Raw genomic sequence first — 17,391 nt, 5'->3', positions numbered from 1 at the left:
CTTGCGCAGTATGCGCAAGCTGCTATCAAAAAAGGGTGAGGGGCCGCGTCAGCGGTACAACAAGGTCGGCAGCCACATCGTCAGCGGCGACCACAGTGCGGCGATCAGCAGGTCCAGGATGGCGACAGCCACCAACGGCATGACCGCCCGCGAGATCCGGCCCAGCGTCACGTCGGCGATGCCGCAGCTCACGAACAGGCAGATACCCACCGGCGGTGTGAGCATGCCGATGGCAAGGTTGGTCACCACCAGCACGCCGAACTGCACCGGGTCGATCTGCATCTGCGGCGTCAGCAGGGCCAGCACCGGCACCACCAGCAGCAGCGCGGCGGTGGTCTCCATCACGCAGCCGACGACCAGCAGCAGTCCCAGCACCAGCAGCAGCAGGCCGACCGGCGGCAGCGACATCGAATTCACGAAGACGTCGAGCAATTGCGCGCCCTGCTGCATGGTCAACAGCCAGCCAAAGACCTTGGCCATCGCGATGATGAATAGGATGCCGCCGGCCACCACCTGCGAGCGCACGGTCAGGCGCGGCAGGTCGCGCCAGGCCAGTTCACGGTTGATGACGGTGCCGACCAGCAGGGCGTAGAACACGGCCAGCGCCGCGCCTTCGGTCACCGTGACGATGCCGCCCAGAATGCCGCCCAAAACGATCACCGGCGCACCCATCGACCACAGGGCCGCGCGCCCCGTGCTGGCCACCCGCTTCCAGGTGAAGGCCACGCGCTCGCCATAGCCTCTGCGCCATGAAATGAAAATCGCCACGGCCATGAACGACAGGCCCATCAGCAGGCCCACCAGCAAGCCGCCGGCGAACAGTTGCGAGGTCGAGATGTTGGTCATGAAGCCGAACAAAATCATCGGGATCGACGGCGGGATGATGATGCCGATGGCGCCACCGGCCGCCACCACGGCAGCGGCGAAGGCGGGCGGATAGCCCTGGCGAATCATGGTCGGGATCACCACCGCACCGATCGCCGCCGTGTCGGCAGCGGCCGAGCCCGAGATGCCGGCGATGATCATCGAGGCGCCAATGGCTGCCGCCGCCAGGCCGCCTGGGGCCCAGCCGACCAGGCTGTCGCAGAAGTCGATCAGGCGGCGCGAGATGCCGCCCACCTCCATGATCGAGCCGGCAATCATGAACAGCGGCACGGCCAGCAGATCGAACGAATCGACCCCCGAGAAAAGCTGCTGCACGACCGTCTGCCCCAGCGCGGAAAGGGTGACCGTGTCGGGGAAAACGCCGGGCGAGACGATCAGGCCAATGGCCGGCAGGCCGATGGCGAGCGCAATGGGCAAGCCCAGTGCCATCAGCACGAACATCAGCGCGAACAACAGGACGATGATCATGCTGCGGGGACCACAGGCCGGGTCAGGTCAACGAGAACGTGCAGCAGGAAGATGAGCGCCGACAAGGGCAGCACGGCGATCGGCAGCGACATGGGCATCTGCACCGCGCTCGAGGTCTGGTCCCAGGCCTTGAGCGTATAGCCCACGCCGAACCAGGTGATGAAGCCGAAGCACGTCAGCGTCAGCAGCTGCAACCCGCGCACGATGATGCGCTCGACCAGGCGGCCGAATCTGGCGCCGAAGCCGGCCAGGCCGATGAAGTCCGCCCGCTTGTAGGCGACGGTGGCGCCCAGGAAGGTGGTGGCGACCAGCAGGTAGCGCCCGATCTCTTCGGACCAGCTCAGCGAGTGGTCCAGGTAGCGTGCCAGCACTTGTGCGAACAGGATCAGCGAAAAGGCCACTCCTATGACCAGAAGCAATTGCTCGACCAGGTCGTTGACGCGGTCGCTGAACGCCAGCAAGCGGTGGTGCAGGGTCATATCGATGAGGTCAGGCGCGGCAAGGCGGAAGCGGGGCTGCGCATCGCCAGCGCGGCCCCCGACCAGCCGTCAATGGATTTTTATTTTTCGCTCTTGCGGATTTCTTCGACGATCTTCTTCGTATCGCCGGTGAGCGACGCGTAGACCGGCTCGGTCTTGGCACGAAAGGCTGCCAGATCCGGGTTTGTCACGACTTGCACGCCCGCCTTCTCCAGCGCCGCGAGTTGCGCGGCTTCGTTGCTGCGCACGTGGTTCCGGCCGAACGCCGAGGCCTGCGCTGCTGCCGTCATGAAGGCTTGCTGATCGGCGGGCGGCAGCTTGTCGAAGAAGGGCTTGCTACCGACGAAGACGAGCGCCGAATACACGTGGCGGGTCAGCGTCAGGTACTTTTGCCCGACTTCGTTGAGCTTGGCCGCTGAAATGACGGAGATCGGGTTCTCCTGGCCATCGAGCACGCCCTGCTGCAACTGGGTCGTGATCGGCCATGCCATGGGCGTTGGGTTGGCGCCGATGTCGCGCCAGATCGCCAGGTGCGTCGGTGACTCCATGGTGCGGATCTTCATGCCCTTGACATCGGCGGGCTCGCGGATGGCGTGCTTGGAATTGGTGAGATTGCGGAAACCGTTGTCTTCAAAGTGCATGCCGACCAGACCGGCCTTGCCAAAGCGCTTGAGCAGATCCTGGCCGATGGGGCCGTCGAGCACCTTGTCGGTCTGCTCGTACGAGCTGAAAAGAAACGGCATCTCGATGGCCTTGATCTCAGGCACAAAGGCCTCGACCGGGCCGGTGGTGCACACGCACATCTGCACGGTACCCAATTGCAGTTGCTGCAGCACCTGGGTCTCGCTGCCCAGTGCGCCGGAATTGTGGATGACCACGTCGTACTTGCCAGGCAAGGCCTTGTCGAGCACTTCCTTGAACTTTTCCGCCGACAGGGTGTGCACGAACGCCGGGGCGGTGACGATGCCGATGTTCACCTGCACGGGCGCGGCCGCAGCGGCCGCGCTCCATGCCAGTCCGAGTGCGCAGGTTAGCCCTGCCAAAGTGCGTGGGAGTGAGTTCATGCGGGTTCCTTTGCGGGCCAATGTGTTTGCAATATTCGGCGTAGGTGCGCCCGAATACAAGCGGATCATGCTAACAGAATAGAACAATTTTGTTGTGCGGCCAACCGGGCGCGAGGCTGTGCGCGGCGTACCCTGGCTGATGCAGCAGCTTGCCACCACCGACGGCCTGGTGATCGCCGCCACCGGCTATGCGCGCGCTGCGCGGGGTCTTCGGCGTGCGCAACCGGTGGCGAAGGCGGTAAGGTTAGGGCTGCAGGATGGCGGTATCTTGGCGGCGGTCGGCTTGCGAACTTCGACCGGCGTGACCCTTCCAAGAGACTTGTTCGGCATTGCCCTAAGCTATGCGAAAAGGAAGTGTGCCCTATGCCCGGTCAGGAACGAAGCACTTTGAATCCCCCCCAGGAGCGTTCGCCGTGGGGTCTGGTCGTTGCCGCACTGCTGGTGCTGCTTGCGGCAGGAGGTGGCTGGTGGTGGTGGCAGAACCGGGCGCAGCCCGCACCGCCGCCCGCCGCCATCAGCGCGGCGCCGCCCACCACGGCACCGGTGGCGGCACCCGCAGCCACGCCGGCCTCGGGTCCGCAAAATTTGGTGGAGGCACTGGCCCCGCCCGATGCCGCGCTGCCGGCCCTGGCGGGGGCCGATGACTATGTCGCGCAGGCCATCACCGAACTGCTGGGCCAGCGCCAGGTGGCGAGCTTCCTGCAGATCGACGGCCTGGTGCGCCGCGTCGTCGCCACGGTGGACAACCTGGCGCGCGCGCATGCCCCGGCGGGCATGTGGCCGGTGCAGCCTGCGCCGGGGCGCTTCACGGTCCAGGGCGAAGGGGCGGGCGCGCACATCGCGCTTGACAACGCCGCTCGCTACAGCGCGGTGGTGCAGTGGATCGAGGGCGTGGACTTGCCGCGTGCCGTGGCGCTGTATGCGCGCCTGTACCCGCTGTTCCAGCAGGCTTACGAAGCGCTCGGCTACCCCGGGCGCTACTTCAACGACCGGGTGGTGGCCGTGATCGACCATTTGCTTGCGGCGCCGGAGCCTGCAGAGCCGGTGCGCGTGCAGCTCACCGAAGTGAAGGGCGAATGGAGTTCGGCCCGCCCCTGGGTGCGCTATGAGTTTGCCGACCCGCAACTGCAGGCCTTGTCGAGCGGGCAAAAAATCCTGGTGCGCGTGGGGCTGGTGAATGAGCGCCGGTTGAAGGCGCGGCTCAAGGCGCTGCGGGCGCTGGTGGCGACAGGGGTGGTGGCCAAGGCCAAGCCTTGACCCTGCTGGCGGATGGTGGGCAGCCAAGGCCCGGTATCACGTCGGGCGTTTGAAGAACCCGTCCAGCGCCGGCAGGAGCGACGGAAATTCCAGCGCAAAGCGTTCGCGGTTCACGAAATAGGCCTCGCAGGCCACGGCAAAGAACTCTGCCGGCGCGGTGGCGCCGTAGGCATCCAGCCAGGGCCGCTCGGTGCCGAAGCGCTCGGCCTTGATGACCGCTTCGCGGAAATCGGCGTAGGCCGGTTTCCAGATGGCCTGCCAGGCGGCCAGCGCCGCGCGCCGGCCACGCGTGCCCAGCAGGCCGCGTGGCAGCGGCGGGCAGCCGTTGGCGTGGCCGTTTTGCATGTCGATCTTGTGGACGAATTCGTGCACCACCACGTTGCTGCCATGGCTTGCGCTGGCACCAGCTTCGGCCACATGGCGCCAACTGAGCATCACCGGGCCGCGCTCCATCGCTTCGCCCGCCAGCACTTCGGTGTATTCGTGCACCACGCCGGCGGCGTCCATGCTCTCGCGCCGCGCGACGGCCTCGCCGGGGTGCACCACGATGGTGACGAAATCGCCGTACCAGGCGAGCGCCTCATGCGGATCGCCCCAGTGCAGCAGGGGCAGGCAGGCCTGCGCCGCAATGTCGATGGCCATGGCGTCGGTCACCTCCAGGCCGTGCGCGCCGTGAAATTCCTTGCCGTCCAGAAACTGCGCTGCCAGGGCGCGCAATTTGGCCTGCTGCGCGAGCGGCAGTGCGGCAAGAAAGGGGTAGCGGGCCAGGGTTTGCAGCCACAGCTCGGCAGAGATGTCAGGGACCGGGGCGAGCGTGGCGCGCAGGCGGCTGCGCAGGCGGTTCCAGAGAGGGTGCATCCGCGCTACATGGGGCCGATGCGGATGCGTTCCAGTCCTTGGGCTGTCAACCGCAGCACATCGGCGCGCGGCGGCTGGGCGGCGGCATCCCAGTCGCTCAGCACCACGCGCCGGTAGCCGGGCGCCAGCACATGCTCGGCCGGGCGGTGCGTGTGGCCGTGCACCAGGGTGTGCGCACCCGCGGCTTGCAGCCAGGCGAGTGCGGCTGGGCCGTCGACGTCGGCATACGCTTCTCCGGCCTGCTTGTGCGCCTCGCTCTGCGCGCGCATGGCCTGCGCCTGCGCGCGGCGCTCGGCGAGCGGCTGCGCCAGGAAAGCCTGCTGCCATGCGCTGCTGCGTGCCAGGCGGCGAAAGCGCTGGTAGTCCACATCGCCCAGGCAGAGCAGGTCGCCATGGCTCAGCAGCAGGCGCTGCGTGCCAAAGATGAGCACAGCGGGGTCGGCCAGTCCGATGACGCCAGTGCGCTCGAAAAAAGAGGTGCCAACCAGAAAATCGCGGTTGCCGTGCATGAAGTACACGGGGCGTTGCTGCGCCGCAGCAGCGAGCCGCTCGGCCAGCGCCGCTTCGAAGCTGCCGGCTTCGTTGCAGGCGTCGTCACCCACCCAGACTTCGAACAGATCACCCAGGATGAACAGCGCATCGGCCTGGCGGCCCGCCAGGTAGCGCTCGAAGCAGGCGAGGGTTGCAGGCTCGGCGGCCTGCAAATGCAGGTCGGACAAAAAATCGACCGTGCGCCAGTGTGGTGGAGCGATGAGCTCCACTGCCTGGGGCACGGCCGTGTTCACGTGCGTGCTGCGTGAATCAGATCAGAGGGCGACCGCTTTTTCGATGACGACATCTTCCTTGGGCACGTCGTCATGGAAGCCCTTGCGCCCGGTTTTCACGGCCTTGATCTTGTCGACCACGTCTTTGCCGCCCACCACTTTGCCAAACACCGCATAGCCCCAGCCTTGGGCGGAAGGCGCGGTGTGGTTCAGAAAACCGTTGTCGGCCACGTTGATGAAAAACTGCGAGCTGGCAGAGTGTGGGTCGCTGGTGCGCGCCATGGCCACCGTGTAGTTGTCGTTTTTCAGGCCGTTCTGCGCTTCGTTCTCGATGGCCGCGTCGGTGTCTTTCTGCGCCATGCCAGGCGCAAAACCACCGCCCTGGACCATGAAGCCGGGGATGACGCGGTGGAATATGGTGTTGTCGTAGTGGCCCTTCTTCACATAGGAGAGGAAGTTGGCGACCGATTTGGGCGCCTTGTCCTGGTCAAGCTCCAGGGTGATGACGCCGTAGCCGGCAATGTGGAGTTCTACTTGGGGGTTGCTCATGGGAGTGCTTTCTTACTGGACCACGGTGGCCGAATGGATGGTGACGGGTGTGTTGGGGACGTTTTGGTACGGTCCCTTGTTGCTGACGGCGACGGCCTTGATTTTGTCCACCACCTCTTGGCCTTCCACGACCTTGCCGAACACGGCATAGCCGTGGCCGTCGGGCTGGGGTGCGTTGAGCATGGCGTTGTCGTTCACGTTGATGAAGAACTGCGCGGTGGCCGAATCCGGCGCGCTGGTGCGCGCCATGGCGATGGTGTATTTGTCGTTCTTGAGGCCATTCGAGGCTTCGAGCGGAATCGGGGCGTGCATGGGTTTTTGCACCATGTCGGGCGTGAAACCTCCCCCCTGGATCATGAAGCCGTCGATCACGCGGTGAAAAATGGTGCCGTCGTAGTGCTTCTCGCGCACGTACTGCAGGAAGTTGGCGACCGTCTTGGGCGCCTTGTCGGGGCTGAGTTGGACCACGATGTCGCCCATGGACGTGGTCAGCTTGACCTTGGGGGCCTCTTCGGCCGAGGCCAGTGGCGCTACGGAAAACATAGCTGTCAGCGCAAGCGCATTAAGCGCTAGAGCCAAATTTCGTCTAGAAATCATCCGATCACTCCTTCAAAAAATATTTGCCAGCGCTGGCCTAGGCGGCGCCAGTACTGGCGCTTGACTGGGCCGCTGCGGGCGCCTGCGGGGATTTCGGCAAAGGTGACCACCATGGTCTCGCTGCTGTCTTGCCAGTGCAGCGCTGATTTGTCCTTGAGTACCAGGGTACGGCCGCGCAGCGCCTGGAGGTCTTCCTGCAGCGTGGCGCGCCATTCGGTGATCGATTGGCTGCGCATCCCCTGAAAATCATAGGTGTAAAAGCCCAGCAGGCGCTGTAGGTCGCCTTCGGATTTGGCCTTGCTCCAAGCGTCGAGCACCTGGTTGAATGCCTGGCGCTCGCCCAGAACCCCCTGTGGCGTGACCCATTGCAGTTGCCTTGCGATCACCACCGGCGTGCTACGCGGCTCGACGGTTTTCAGGATGCGCTCCAGATCCGGGTTGGCGATGGCCACGCAGCCGTCCGTGGCTTGCGGTGCGCGCGAAAACTGGGCGCTGGGGGTGCCGTGCAGCCAGATGCCACTGCCGGTTTTGCCGCGGCGCTGGTCCAGTGCGTTGGGGTAATTCAGCGGCAGCGCGCCCGAGCCGTACAGGTCGGCCAACTGCTTGGCATCGAGCCGGCTGGTGATGTAGTACACGCCCAGCGGCGTGCGCTGATCGCCCTCGAACTCCTTTTCGGTGCCGAGCTTGCCCACCGATGCGTAGTAATCGGCCACCAGACGCAGGCCTTGCTTGCCGTTTTCAAACAAATACAGGCGCGAGTGCGAGGCATCCACGGCGATGGCATGGCGCGTGTGTTCAGAGATTTCGATAAAAGCTGCCGGGATGGCGCCAGCCGCTGGGCGCAGGCGCTCGGCGGCCACGCGCTGGCGTGATTCCTGGCGCAGTTCGGCCAAGGCCGTTGCTGCTTCGGGCGCGGGCGCCGCCACATCGCCAAACTGCGCCAGCGGGCGCGCGCGCGCGGCCAGCAGATCTCCCAGCGCCAGTTGCGCGAGTTGGAAGTTTGGAAAATCACGCGCCAGGCTCTGTGCCTGAGCCAAGGCTTCGTCGGCACGGCCCTGGGCTGTCAGCCGGTACACGCGAATCAGCCGCGTTTCGGCTGGATCGGCAAGGCCTGCAGCAGCCGCTTTTGGGATAGCCGCGACAGGTGCTGCGGCCGCCATGGGTGCGCGTCTGTGGACTGCGGTCCGCGTGGTTTTGGCCGCTGTTCGCTGGGCGTGGACGGCCTTTTTCGGCGCGGCGCGATGCGGCTCACGCGCCCAGCCAGGCAGTGCCGTCAGCACACCGGCAACGAGCAGCGCCGTGGCCATCCAGGCAGCGCCAGCGCTTGGCCAAGCGCGCAGTCGGCGCTCGTCTGGCGTGCTCAATGCAGGACGGCGGTGCAGCGAGTGCACCGCGGGAAAACGCGTTGTCGCATCAGCCGCCAGTGGATTCGCGCACGATGACCCAGCGGCCCTGGCTGCGTGCCAGCTCAAGGGTCTTGCGGCTGGTCACGTTCAGTGTGTCGGCGCTGTAGGCTTGGTGGAAGCGGGCGGTGGCTCGGTCGCCCTTGATGTTGACCGAGAGCTTGCTGATGGTGACCTGGATGTGCGACTTGCCCACGATGCGCGCTTCACGCTCTTTTTCCCAGGCCGCACGGCTTTGCTTGCCCGGCGGATCAAACTGCTTGCCGTAGGAGGACAAATAGTTCTTCATGTCGCGAGCCGACCAGGCGGCCGCCCAGGCCTTTACGGCGGCCTCCACATCTTGTTCTGCGGCGGTTTCGGCGCCGGACACTTTCGCGGCAGGCGGTTCCACGGGTTCGGTGACAGGGGGGCGGGCCACCGGCGTCACGGGTATTGCGGACGGAGCCGGGGAGGCAGCGGGTGCCTTGGGCTCTGGGGCCGGAGCAGCGGGGACCACGGGGGCTGGCACCGGTGCGGGCTTGGCCGCAACTGGCGCAGGCGCAGGGGTGGGTGCAGCGGCCACCACGGTCGAAGTGCGCGTGTTGGCGGGCGTTGGACCCGCAGCGAACAGGCTGCGAATCAGCGCCAGCTTCGGGGTCAGGACCGCGCTGCTGTTGGCGTCGAGCTGCAAGGCCTTGTTGTAGGCCTGGGCAGCGAGCTTGGCGTAAATGTCACCCAGGTTCTCGTGCGCGGTCGAGTAGCTCGGGTTGGTGCGGATCGCCATTTCAAGGGCAGTGCGCGCCTTGTCGAGCTGGTTCTGGCCGGCATACAGCACGGCCAGGTTGTTGTAGGGCTCAGGCAGTTCGGGGTAGTCCTGCGTGAGCTGGGTGAAGGTGGCGATGGCGTCGCTTTGCTTGCCCGTATCTGCCTGTGCCACGCCGCGCAAGAAGCGCAATTGCGGATCTTTGGGCGTGCTTGCAAGCCGTTGGTCGACCTTGGCAAGCGCATCCGCCGCCTTGCCCGCTTTCAGTAGCGCCGTGATATCGGAGTATTCGTCCGCATGGACTGCGCCAGCGCACAGCAGCGCCGACAAAGCCACGAGACGCGCAAGGCGCACAAGCGGGAAAAGGGTGCGGCGTGAGGATGTCATGAAGGTCCGTGAGGTGGTCAGCCGAGGCCCGGACGGGCGCTTATACTGCGACGAATTGTAGCCGAGGGGGTGGTCATGGCGGAACCTTGCGCCTGCGTGGTACGCAGGCGCCGGCACGGTATTTGTGATGCGCGGATCGGGCCTGGCGTGCGCCTTGCCCGCTAGCAGGTCCATCCACCTGCGTGCTTCGCCCCCGTCACGCCCTGTCTTCCCCAACCTAATCTCCATGAGTCTGCGCATCTACAACACGCTCTCGCGTGCCCTGGAAGAGTTTTCCCCGATCGAGCCTGGCCATGTGCGCATGTACGTCTGCGGCATGACCATCTACGACCTGTGCCACATCGGCCATGCCCGCATGATGATGGCGTTTGACGTGGTGCAGCGCTGGCTGCGCGCCAGCGGGTACCGCGTCACGTACGTGCGCAACATTACCGACATCGACGACAAGATCATCCGCCGCGCACTGGATCGCGGCATCACGATCCGCGCGTTGACCGACGAGATGATCGGCGCCATGCATGCTGACATCGCCAAGCTGGGCATTGAACCGCCTGATGTCGAGCCGCGCGCCACCGAATACGTGCCGCAGATGCTCTCGCTCATCGGTACGCTCGAAGGCAAGGGCCTGGCCTACCGGGCCGAGAGCGGCGACGTGAACTACGCAGTGCGCAAGTTCCCCGGGTACGGCAAGCTCTCGGGCAAGTCGCTGGACGAGTTGCGTGCAGGCGAACGCGTGGCGGTTCAGGATGGCAAGAACGATCCGCTCGACTTCGTGCTCTGGAAGTCCGCCAAGGCGGACGAGCCGCCTGAAGCGAAATGGGACAGCCGCTTTGGCGCCGGGCGCCCCGGCTGGCACATCGAATGCTCGGCCATGAGCTGCGCCACGCTGGGCGAGACCTTCGACATCCACGGCGGCGGCGCCGACCTGCAGTTCCCGCACCACGAGAACGAGATTGCGCAAAGCGAAGGGGCCCATGGAAAGCCGCTGGCGCGCTTCTGGGTCCACAACGGTTTTGTGCGCGTGGACAACGAGAAGATGAGCAAGTCGCTCGGCAACTTCTTCACCATCCGCGATGTGCTGCGCGAGTACCAGGCCGAAACCTTGCGTTTTTTCATGGTGCGCGCCCACTACCGCAGCGCCCTCAACTACAGCGACGCGCACCTCGACGACGCCCACCAGGCGCTCAAGCGCCTTTACACCGCGCTCAGCCTGGTCCCCCCGAAAGACGTAGCCATCGACTGGACCGACCCTTATGCCGCGCGCTTTCGCGCCGCCATGGACGAAGACTTCGGCACACCCGAGGCGGTGGCCGTGCTGTTCGACCTGGCGGGTGAAGTCAACCGCAGCCGCTCGCCGCAGGCCGCTGGCCTGCTCAAGGCGCTGGGCGGGTGCCTGGGGCTGCTGCAGGGCGAGCCTGCCGCCTTTCTGCAAGCTGGCGGACAGCACGCTGGAACAGACATTGATGCGCAGATCGCCGCCCGTGCCGCGGCCAAGGCAGCGCGCGATTTTGCCGAGGCCGACCGCATCCGCGCGGCCTTGCTGGCCCAGGGCATCGTCCTCAAGGACAGCGCCACCGGCACCACCTGGGAAGCCGCTTCATGAGAAAAAATATGAGTAGCAATGGCACGCAGCGCAATAAGGACAAGCGGTGAGTGCTTCTAAAGTAATAGCGACTGCGGCAACGCTCGACCTGGCAACGCCAGAGTACTGGTCCCAGGCGCGCACGCATCTGATGAAAAAAGATCGGGTGATGAAGCGCCTGATTCCGCAGTTCGGCGAGACCTGCCTGCAGACGCGCGGCGATGCCTTCGTCACGCTGGCGCGCAGCATCGTCGGCCAGCAGATTTCGGTGAAGGCCGCGCAGACCGTGTGGGACCGCTTTGCGCTGCTGGCGCCCACGCTCACGCCTCCCGACGTACTGCGCCTGAAAATCGACGACATGCGCGCTGCCGGCCTGTCGGCGCGCAAGGTGGAATACCTCGTAGACTTGGCGCTGCACTTCGACGGCGACAAACTGCATGTCGATGCCTGGCAGGCCATGGACGACGAGGCCATCATTGCCGAGCTGGTGGCGGTGCGCGGCATTGGCCGCTGGACGGCCGAGATGTTTCTCATCTTCCACCTCATGCGCCCCAACGTGCTGCCGCTCGATGATGTCGGCCTGCTCAACGGCATCAGCCGCAACTACTTCTCGGGCGACCCGGTCAGCCGCAGCGATGCGCGCGAAGTGGCCCAGGCCTGGAAGCCCTGGTGCAGCGTGGCCACTTGGTATATTTGGCGCTCGCTGGACCCCCTGCCGGTCGCTTACTGAGCCCGCTGCCCGCAGCCACGCGCCCCGCGCGCAAGGAACAACACATGGCGAAAAAGACATTTCTGGATTTCGAAAACCCCATTGCCGAGCTCGAATCCAAGATCGAAGAGCTGCGCTACGTGCAGAACGAGAGCGCGGTCGATATTTCGGAGGAAATCGACCAGCTGAGCAAGAAAAGCCAGCAGCTCACCAAGGACATCTATTCCGACCTGACGCCGTGGCAGATCACCAAGATTGCCCGCCATCCCGAGCGACCCTACACGCTCGATTATGTGCAGAGCCTTTTCACCGATTTCGTCGAAATGCACGGCGACCGGCATTTTTCCGACGACAAATCCATTGTGGGCGGCTTGGCGCGCTTCAACGGCCATGCCTGCATGGTGCTGGGCCACCAGAAGGGGCGCGACACCAAAGAGCGTGCGCTGCGCAACTTCGGCATGACGCGCCCTGAAGGCTACCGCAAGGCACTTCGCCTGATGAAAACAGCGGAGAAATTCGGTCTGCCAGTGTTCACCTTTGTCGATACGCCGGGCGCGTTCCCGGGCATCGACGCCGAAGAGCGTGGCCAGTCGGAAGCTATTGGCCGCAACATCTACGAGATGGCACAACTCGAAGTGCCCATCATCACCACCATCATCGGCGAGGGCGGCTCGGGCGGCGCGCTGGCGCTCAGCGTCTGCGACCAGTTGCTGATGCTGCAGTACGCCATCTACTCCGTCATCAGCCCCGAGGGCTGCGCCTCCATCTTGTGGAAGACCAGCGACAAGGCGCAAGACGCCGCCGAGGCGCTGGGCATCACTGCGCACCGGCTCAAGGCGCTGGGCCTGGTGGACAAGATCGTCAACGAGCCCGTAGGCGGCGCACACCGCGACCCCAAGCAGATGTCCGCCTTCCTCAAACGCGCGCTGGGCGACGCTTTCCGCCAGCTCGCCGACCTCAAGGTCAAAGAATTGATCGACCGGCGCTACGCCCGCCTGCAAAGCTACGGGCGCTTTACGGACACCAAGGCCGACAGCCGCTGAGCGCGACGCGGTACCAATGCCGCGTGGTCCTTGTGGTGCGATATGCCGCCATCCTTTGCGCAAGCGCTTGCCAGCTTCCAGCCGGCACTGCCCTTGGCGGTGGGCCTGAGCGGCGGCGCAGATTCGACGGCCCTGCTGATCGCTTGCGCCGAGCGGTGGCCCGGAGAGGTCTGCGCCCTCCATGTGCACCACGGCCTGCAAGCAGCAGCGGACGACTTCGCTGCGCATTGCCAAGCGCTGTGTGAGCGCCTGGCGGTGCCGCTGCAGGTGGCACGCGTAAGCGCCGGCGCAGCGCCTGGCCAAAGCCCGGAAGACGCGGCGCGCATTGCAAGATACAAGGCTTTTGAGGCTATGGCGCTTACCGGTATTGCGGATACAGCTATTGCTTCAATAGCATTGGCGCACCACGCTGACGACCAGGTCGAAACCTTGTTGTTGGCCCTCTCGCGCGGCGCGGGTCTTCCGGGCCTCGCCGCCATGCCGGCGCGGTGGCAGCGCGCCGGCATCGCCTGGCACCGCCCTTTGCTGGGCGTCCCGGGCAGGGCGGTGCGTGAGTGGCTGCGCGCGCGCGGCGAGGGCTGGGTGGAAGATCCGACCAACACCGACCGGCGCTTTACCCGCAACCGCATTCGCGCCGAGCTTCTGCCCGCGCTCGAAGCCTGCTTTCCCGCCTTTCGCGAAACGTTTGCCCGCAGCAGTGCGCACGCCGCGCAGGCACAGCAGCTGCTGCTTGAAGTCGCCCGGCAGGACTTGGTAACCGTGGGCACCCCGCCACGGATTCGCGCGCTGCAGCAGCTCAGCACCGCGCGCCAGGCCAATGTGCTGCGCCATTGGCTGGCGAGCTGCCACCGCTGCACACCCAATGCGGCGCAGCTTGCCGAACTGCAGCGCCAGATTGCCGCCTGCACCACGCGCGGGCACCGCATCGAGATCAAAGTGGGCCTGGGTTTTGTGCGGCGCAGCAACGACCGGCTTGATTGGTACAATTCGCCGGTTTTGGCCCCCTAAGCAAGAGAGCCGGCGGCGCCCCCAAAACGCCTTGCAATCTGCGCCGCACATTCCGGTTCCCGTCGCAACGACTTCCCAATGTCCTTGATAGTTCACAAATACGGCGGCACGTCCATGGGCTCGCCCGAGCGCATTCGCAACGTGGCGCGGCGCGTCACCAAATGGGCACGCGCTGGCCACCAGATCGTGGTGGTGCCCAGCGCCATGAGCGGCGAGACGAATCGCCTGCTGGGCTTGGCGGCCGAGCTCGCCCCGGCGCGCGCAACGACCGAGTACCACCGCGAACTCGATATGCTGGCCGCCACCGGCGAGCAGGCGTCCTCCGCTTTGCTGGCCATTGCGCTGCAGGCCGAGGGCATGCCCTCGGTCAGCTACGCCGGCTGGCAAGTGCCCGTGCGCACCGACAGCAGCCATACCAAGGCACGCATCGAATCGATTGACGACCAGCGCGTGCGCGCTGACCTGGACGCAGGCCGTGTGGTCATCGTCACCGGTTTTCAGGGCATTGACGAACTGGGCAACATCACCACCCTCGGGCGCGGTGGGTCGGACACCTCAGCGGTGGCCATTGCCGCCGCCATGGGTGCAGACGAATGCCTCATTTATACCGATGTCGATGGCGTGTACACCACCGATCCGCGCGTGGTGCCCGCTGCCCGGCGCCTGACCACCGTGAGCTTCGAAGAGATGCTTGAAATGGCCAGCCTGGGCAGCAAGGTGCTGCAGATCCGCTCGGTGGAGTTTGCCGGCAAATACAAAGTGCCCATGCGGGTGCTTTCGAGCTTTACTCCCTGGGACATCGACTTGGCTGAAGAGGCGCAGTCGGGCACATTGATCACTTTTGAGGAAGACGAAAAAATGGAACAAGCCGTCGTATCCGGCATCGCATTCAACCGCGGCGAAGCCAAAGTTTCGGTGCTGGGCGTGCCCGACTCTCCCGGCATGGCCTTTCGCATCCTGGGCCCGGTGGCCGACGCCAACATTGAGGTGGACGTCATCATTCAGAACATCAGCAAGGACGGCAAGGCCGACTTCAGCTTCACGGTGAGCCAGTCCGACTTTGCCCGCACGCTAGAACTGCTGCGCGAGACCGTGCTGCCTGAACTTGGCGCCAAGGAAGTGGTCGGCGACCCCAACATCTGCAAGGTCAGCATCGTCGGCATCGGCATGCGCAGCCATGTGGGCGTGGCAAGCAAGATGTTCCGCGTGTTGAGCGAAGAGGGCATCAACATCCAGATGATTTCTACGTCCGAGATCAAGACATCGGTCGTCATCGACGAAAAGTACCTGGAACTGGCCGTGCGCGCCCTGCACACCGCCTTTGGCCTGGACCAGGAAACCGCCTGACACTACCCCGCTGCTTGCTGGAAGGCCTCTTGTCTTCGGGCATAATAGCGGGATTGGAAACGTGACCGAGTGGCCGAAGGTGCTCCCCTGCTAAGGGAGTATGGGGTGTAGAGCCTCATCGAGGGTTCGAATCCCTCCGTTTCCGCCAAGATAAAGCCTAAGTAATTGATTTACTTAGGCTTTTTTCTTAGCCGAATTTTTGACCCCCATGCCGTCCCCCGCATTTCTCTGGTATTTGGCGGGACGTCTTGAAATCATTTGACACAGATTTCTAAAGGCTCAGCGGGCTGACTGCAGCGCAAATCCTGCCATCCAAGTGTCTGCATCGCCACGGGTTCATGGCGTATGCCTAGTCCTTCGGTGCCATTTCGCCGCTCTGCAGTCGCGTGGTCTCACGCTCAACGCAACACCCCCAGCAACCCCGTACACCGCCCCTCCAAATCGCACAGCGAGCGCGAGCCATCCAGCCGCTCGCGCAGCGTCACCGGCTCCCCCTTGCGCAGGCTGGCCCCTCCTGCAGCGCATAGAACCCTACATCGGTTTCCACCAATGCCCGGGTGAATAGGCCCCCCTTGAGCTCGACCCGCAGCACATGGCCGGCAGCGGTCTCCTTTTGCACGCTTGCACCACTCTCATGGGTCAGCCACCACATCGGGCTCAGCACCAGCGAGATCGCCAGCATGGCCAGCAAGCCGATCCCGATCAACTGAATCAAGGCGAACAGGCCGCTCAGTCGGGCCATCGCCCTGTGCAGGCGCCCGGTACGCGCAGCACCTGAGCGCTTGCCCTTGCTTTCACCTTCGGCCTTGTCTTCGCCGTCGATTGCGTCGTTGGGTTTGATCGTCATTACGGTTCTTCCTTGATTGGTTGAGGGGCTGGGGCCAGCGCACAGGGACCGGGCGCTGCTTGTGTGCCTCTGAAGCGGTAGACCTGCCCCATGCCCCGTAGCGGCAGGCCACCTGTGGCTCCGGGCAGCGCTCGCTCAATCCTCGCCGTCGCACTCACCCTGCGGGTCGAGCAGCCAGTACCAGTCCTTGGCGAGCGGCTGGTACACATGGGCCTGCAGACGCTCCAGGGTGCGGCATTTGCCCGGTGCAGAGGAGTCGCTCGCTTGCAGGTGCGTGAGCAGATGCCGGGCGCCGCTGGCAAGCACAGTTCCTACCTCCGTCTGCACCGCCACCAGCTCCATCTCTTCCTGCACTTCCCGCAGGAGAAGCTGCAGCGCATGGCGCTCGCGCTGCAAGCGCCTGAGCGCAGCCTCCACATGGGCCGCCCAGGTGGCAAGCGAAACACGTCCCTCCCAGTGGATCCCGGCGAACTCCAGGTCCTGTGCCAGCTGCTCGGGAAGGGGCTCGGCCAGGAGATGGGCGCCGGGGGCCTTGGCAAACAGCGCCCGCACGCCGCGCGCAACCTCCAGCACCGCCTGGATACGAAACTGGACGTTGGACAAGGCGAGTTGCTCTCGCTCAAGGCGGCGCTCCAGGATGGTCTGATCCAGCTGGCGCAGCTGGGCAGAGAGTTCGGAATTGAGCAATGCCGGCAGGATGGAATCGGCCACCTGGGCCTGCAGCCCCCCGAGTGCGCAGGCCAGGGCAGCCTGGGAGCCAGCCAGGCCCGAGTCCTCCCAGCAGATGAACTCTGGTTCTTGCAGGGGAGCCACGAGGCTGCTGCGCAGGACGGACGATGCAGAAGGTGCCGGGCCTTGCGCGCCCGCGTTGGAGGAAAGAGAGGTTTCGGTAGATTTGGTATGCATGACGGTTTCCATGTGAGTCTGGATGCCACCCGGTCAGACCATCTGGTCGGGTTGGCAAAACCAAGATCTCATGGGAAACCGTGAAGTCAAATCGGAGCAATGCACCGATCCCAGCTCGTCAATGGCGAAACGGGAAGCGCCTGGATTCACTCAGCATGCACGTAGCTTGCGATGGCAACGACCAGATCGGATCGGAAACAGATGCGCAACTACGAGGCGCTGTTCCGGGACTGGCTGCTGGTAAGCCAATTCGCAGAGTGGATGACGGCTTCTGTTTAGGGTTGTGGGATACCTGCCCGGAACTCACAGCCAAGCGACGATCGCGCACGGCCTGAGGGCAGGTGTCGCACAAGCCTCGATGGAGGAAACCGCGGAGAACGCCACCGCTGGTGTTCAGGGCCAAAACGCTATGGGGATTCGGGCAGCGGCGTGACACATCACAGTCTGTATACAGGCGGTGCCAATGCGTCGTTGTGTGCCGTCGTGCGTGGACGTG

General features: G+C 64.8%; 17 protein-coding genes and 1 tRNA gene. 7 read left to right on the top strand and 11 right to left on the bottom strand.

Annotation, left to right across the window (positions count from 1 at the left end; all coding sequences use genetic code 11):
- Positions 1-48 precede the first annotated feature (48 nt).
- The 3 genes from AC07ZH_RS11725 to dctP form a co-directional block, all read right to left on the bottom strand.
- A complete protein-coding gene (locus AC07ZH_RS11725) occupies positions 49-1,353 on the bottom strand; it encodes a TRAP transporter large permease (protein WP_495199882.1) in 1,305 nt (434 codons plus the stop codon).
- Entirely contained in the window at positions 1,350-1,832 is a 483-nt protein-coding gene (locus AC07ZH_RS11720) for a TRAP transporter small permease (RefSeq protein ID WP_495199881.1), read from the bottom strand. The genes AC07ZH_RS11725 and AC07ZH_RS11720 overlap by 4 nt, the downstream gene beginning before the upstream one ends.
- 80 nt (positions 1,833-1,912) lie before the next feature.
- Positions 1,913-2,896: a TRAP transporter substrate-binding protein DctP gene (gene dctP / locus AC07ZH_RS11715; protein ID WP_158606130.1), complete on the bottom strand. Its 984-nt coding sequence runs from the start codon at positions 2,894-2,896 to the stop codon at positions 1,913-1,915.
- A gap of 363 nt (positions 2,897-3,259) precedes the next feature.
- Between dctP and AC07ZH_RS11710 the strand changes: the two genes are divergently transcribed.
- On the top strand, positions 3,260-4,153 hold the full coding sequence (locus tag AC07ZH_RS11710) for a DUF3014 domain-containing protein (protein ID WP_495199880.1): 894 nt from the start codon (positions 3,260-3,262) through the stop codon (positions 4,151-4,153).
- A 36-nt stretch (positions 4,154-4,189) separates the two neighbouring features.
- On the opposite strand, the gene AC07ZH_RS11705 is transcribed toward AC07ZH_RS11710, so the two are convergent.
- Genes AC07ZH_RS11705 through AC07ZH_RS11680 form a run of 6 tightly spaced genes read right to left on the bottom strand, consistent with a single transcriptional unit; the run spans position 4,190 to position 9,453 of the window.
- Positions 4,190-5,011, bottom strand: coding sequence for a M90 family metallopeptidase (locus AC07ZH_RS11705; protein WP_495199879.1), 822 nt, complete (start codon positions 5,009-5,011; stop codon positions 4,190-4,192).
- A gap of 5 nt (positions 5,012-5,016) precedes the next feature.
- A complete protein-coding gene (locus tag AC07ZH_RS11700) occupies positions 5,017-5,796 on the bottom strand; it encodes a UDP-2,3-diacylglucosamine diphosphatase (RefSeq protein WP_495199878.1) in 780 nt (259 codons plus the stop codon).
- Between the two features lie 21 nt (positions 5,797-5,817).
- Positions 5,818-6,324 (bottom strand): peptidylprolyl isomerase, encoded by a 507-nt coding sequence (locus tag AC07ZH_RS11695; protein ID WP_495199877.1) that lies wholly within the window; start codon positions 6,322-6,324, stop codon positions 5,818-5,820.
- Positions 6,325-6,336: 12 nt separating this feature from the next.
- Entirely contained in the window at positions 6,337-6,921 is a 585-nt protein-coding gene (locus tag AC07ZH_RS11690) for a peptidylprolyl isomerase (protein WP_495199876.1), read from the bottom strand.
- Entirely contained in the window at positions 6,918-8,285 is a 1,368-nt protein-coding gene (locus AC07ZH_RS11685) for a L,D-transpeptidase family protein (protein WP_495199875.1), read from the bottom strand. The genes AC07ZH_RS11690 and AC07ZH_RS11685 overlap by 4 nt, the downstream gene beginning before the upstream one ends.
- A gap of 49 nt (positions 8,286-8,334) precedes the next feature.
- A complete protein-coding gene (locus AC07ZH_RS11680; protein WP_495199874.1) occupies positions 8,335-9,453 on the bottom strand; it encodes a L,D-transpeptidase Cds6 family protein in 1,119 nt (372 codons plus the stop codon).
- Positions 9,454-9,679: 226 nt separating this feature from the next.
- On the opposite strand from AC07ZH_RS11680, the gene cysS reads away from it, so the two are divergent.
- From cysS to AC07ZH_RS11650, 6 genes are all read left to right on the top strand, one after another.
- Positions 9,680-11,056, top strand: a complete 1,377-nt coding sequence (gene cysS, locus AC07ZH_RS11675; RefSeq protein WP_495199873.1) for a cysteine--tRNA ligase — start codon at positions 9,680-9,682, stop codon at positions 11,054-11,056.
- A 46-nt stretch (positions 11,057-11,102) separates the two neighbouring features.
- The gene (locus AC07ZH_RS11670) at positions 11,103-11,765 is read left to right on the top strand and encodes a DNA-3-methyladenine glycosylase family protein (protein ID WP_495199872.1); all 663 of its coding nucleotides are present in this window, start codon (positions 11,103-11,105) and stop codon (positions 11,763-11,765) included.
- A 44-nt stretch (positions 11,766-11,809) separates the two neighbouring features.
- Positions 11,810-12,787: an acetyl-CoA carboxylase carboxyltransferase subunit alpha gene (locus AC07ZH_RS11665; protein WP_119108139.1), complete on the top strand. Its 978-nt coding sequence runs from the start codon at positions 11,810-11,812 to the stop codon at positions 12,785-12,787.
- Positions 12,788-12,829: 42 nt separating this feature from the next.
- Positions 12,830-13,795 carry a tRNA lysidine(34) synthetase TilS gene (gene tilS / locus AC07ZH_RS11660; protein ID WP_495199871.1) on the top strand — a complete coding sequence of 322 codons (966 nt, stop codon included), beginning with the start codon at positions 12,830-12,832 and terminating at the stop codon, positions 13,793-13,795.
- A gap of 78 nt (positions 13,796-13,873) precedes the next feature.
- A complete protein-coding gene (locus tag AC07ZH_RS11655; protein ID WP_495199870.1) occupies positions 13,874-15,142 on the top strand; it encodes an aspartate kinase in 1,269 nt (422 codons plus the stop codon).
- A gap of 55 nt (positions 15,143-15,197) precedes the next feature.
- Positions 15,198-15,290: transfer RNA gene (locus AC07ZH_RS11650), tRNA-Ser, on the top strand.
- A gap of 333 nt (positions 15,291-15,623) precedes the next feature.
- Here AC07ZH_RS11650 and AC07ZH_RS11645 read toward each other — a convergent pair.
- Positions 15,624-15,989 (bottom strand): hypothetical protein, encoded by a 366-nt coding sequence (locus AC07ZH_RS11645; RefSeq protein ID WP_495199869.1) that lies wholly within the window; start codon positions 15,987-15,989, stop codon positions 15,624-15,626.
- 135 nt (positions 15,990-16,124) lie between these two features.
- Entirely contained in the window at positions 16,125-16,895 is a 771-nt protein-coding gene (locus AC07ZH_RS11640; protein WP_495199868.1) for a hypothetical protein, read from the bottom strand.
- Positions 16,896-17,391: the final 496 nt, after the last annotated feature.

Source organism: Simplicispira sp. GW247-4R2A (assembly GCF_059424465.1).
The sequence above is the reverse complement of the archived record's forward strand: the minus strand, read 5'-3'. Positions and strand labels throughout refer to the sequence as shown.

Bases quoted from the DNA above. Each gene is read 5' to 3' on its own strand.
- AC07ZH_RS11695 (WP_495199877.1), bottom strand. From the start codon at position 6,324: ATGAGCAACCCCCAAGTAGAACTCCACATTGCCGGCTACGGCGTCATC.
- dctP (WP_158606130.1), bottom strand. From the start codon at position 2,896: ATGAACTCACTCCCACGCACTTTGGCAGGGCTAACCTGCGCACTCGGA.
- AC07ZH_RS11690 (WP_495199876.1), bottom strand. From the start codon at position 6,921: ATGATTTCTAGACGAAATTTGGCTCTAGCGCTTAATGCGCTTGCGCTG.
- AC07ZH_RS11665 (WP_119108139.1), top strand. From the start codon at position 11,810: ATGGCGAAAAAGACATTTCTGGATTTCGAAAACCCCATTGCCGAGCTC.
- AC07ZH_RS11710 (WP_495199880.1), top strand. From the start codon at position 3,260: ATGCCCGGTCAGGAACGAAGCACTTTGAATCCCCCCCAGGAGCGTTCG.
- tilS (WP_495199871.1), top strand. From the start codon at position 12,830: ATGCCGCCATCCTTTGCGCAAGCGCTTGCCAGCTTCCAGCCGGCACTG.
- AC07ZH_RS11640 (WP_495199868.1), bottom strand. From the start codon at position 16,895: ATGCATACCAAATCTACCGAAACCTCTCTTTCCTCCAACGCGGGCGCG.
- cysS (WP_495199873.1), top strand. From the start codon at position 9,680: ATGAGTCTGCGCATCTACAACACGCTCTCGCGTGCCCTGGAAGAGTTT.
- AC07ZH_RS11645 (WP_495199869.1), bottom strand. From the start codon at position 15,989: ATGACGATCAAACCCAACGACGCAATCGACGGCGAAGACAAGGCCGAA.
- AC07ZH_RS11680 (WP_495199874.1), bottom strand. From the start codon at position 9,453: ATGACATCCTCACGCCGCACCCTTTTCCCGCTTGTGCGCCTTGCGCGT.
- AC07ZH_RS11720 (WP_495199881.1), bottom strand. From the start codon at position 1,832: ATGACCCTGCACCACCGCTTGCTGGCGTTCAGCGACCGCGTCAACGAC.
- AC07ZH_RS11725 (WP_495199882.1), bottom strand. From the start codon at position 1,353: ATGATCATCGTCCTGTTGTTCGCGCTGATGTTCGTGCTGATGGCACTG.
- AC07ZH_RS11655 (WP_495199870.1), top strand. From the start codon at position 13,874: ATGTCCTTGATAGTTCACAAATACGGCGGCACGTCCATGGGCTCGCCC.
- AC07ZH_RS11705 (WP_495199879.1), bottom strand. From the start codon at position 5,011: ATGCACCCTCTCTGGAACCGCCTGCGCAGCCGCCTGCGCGCCACGCTC.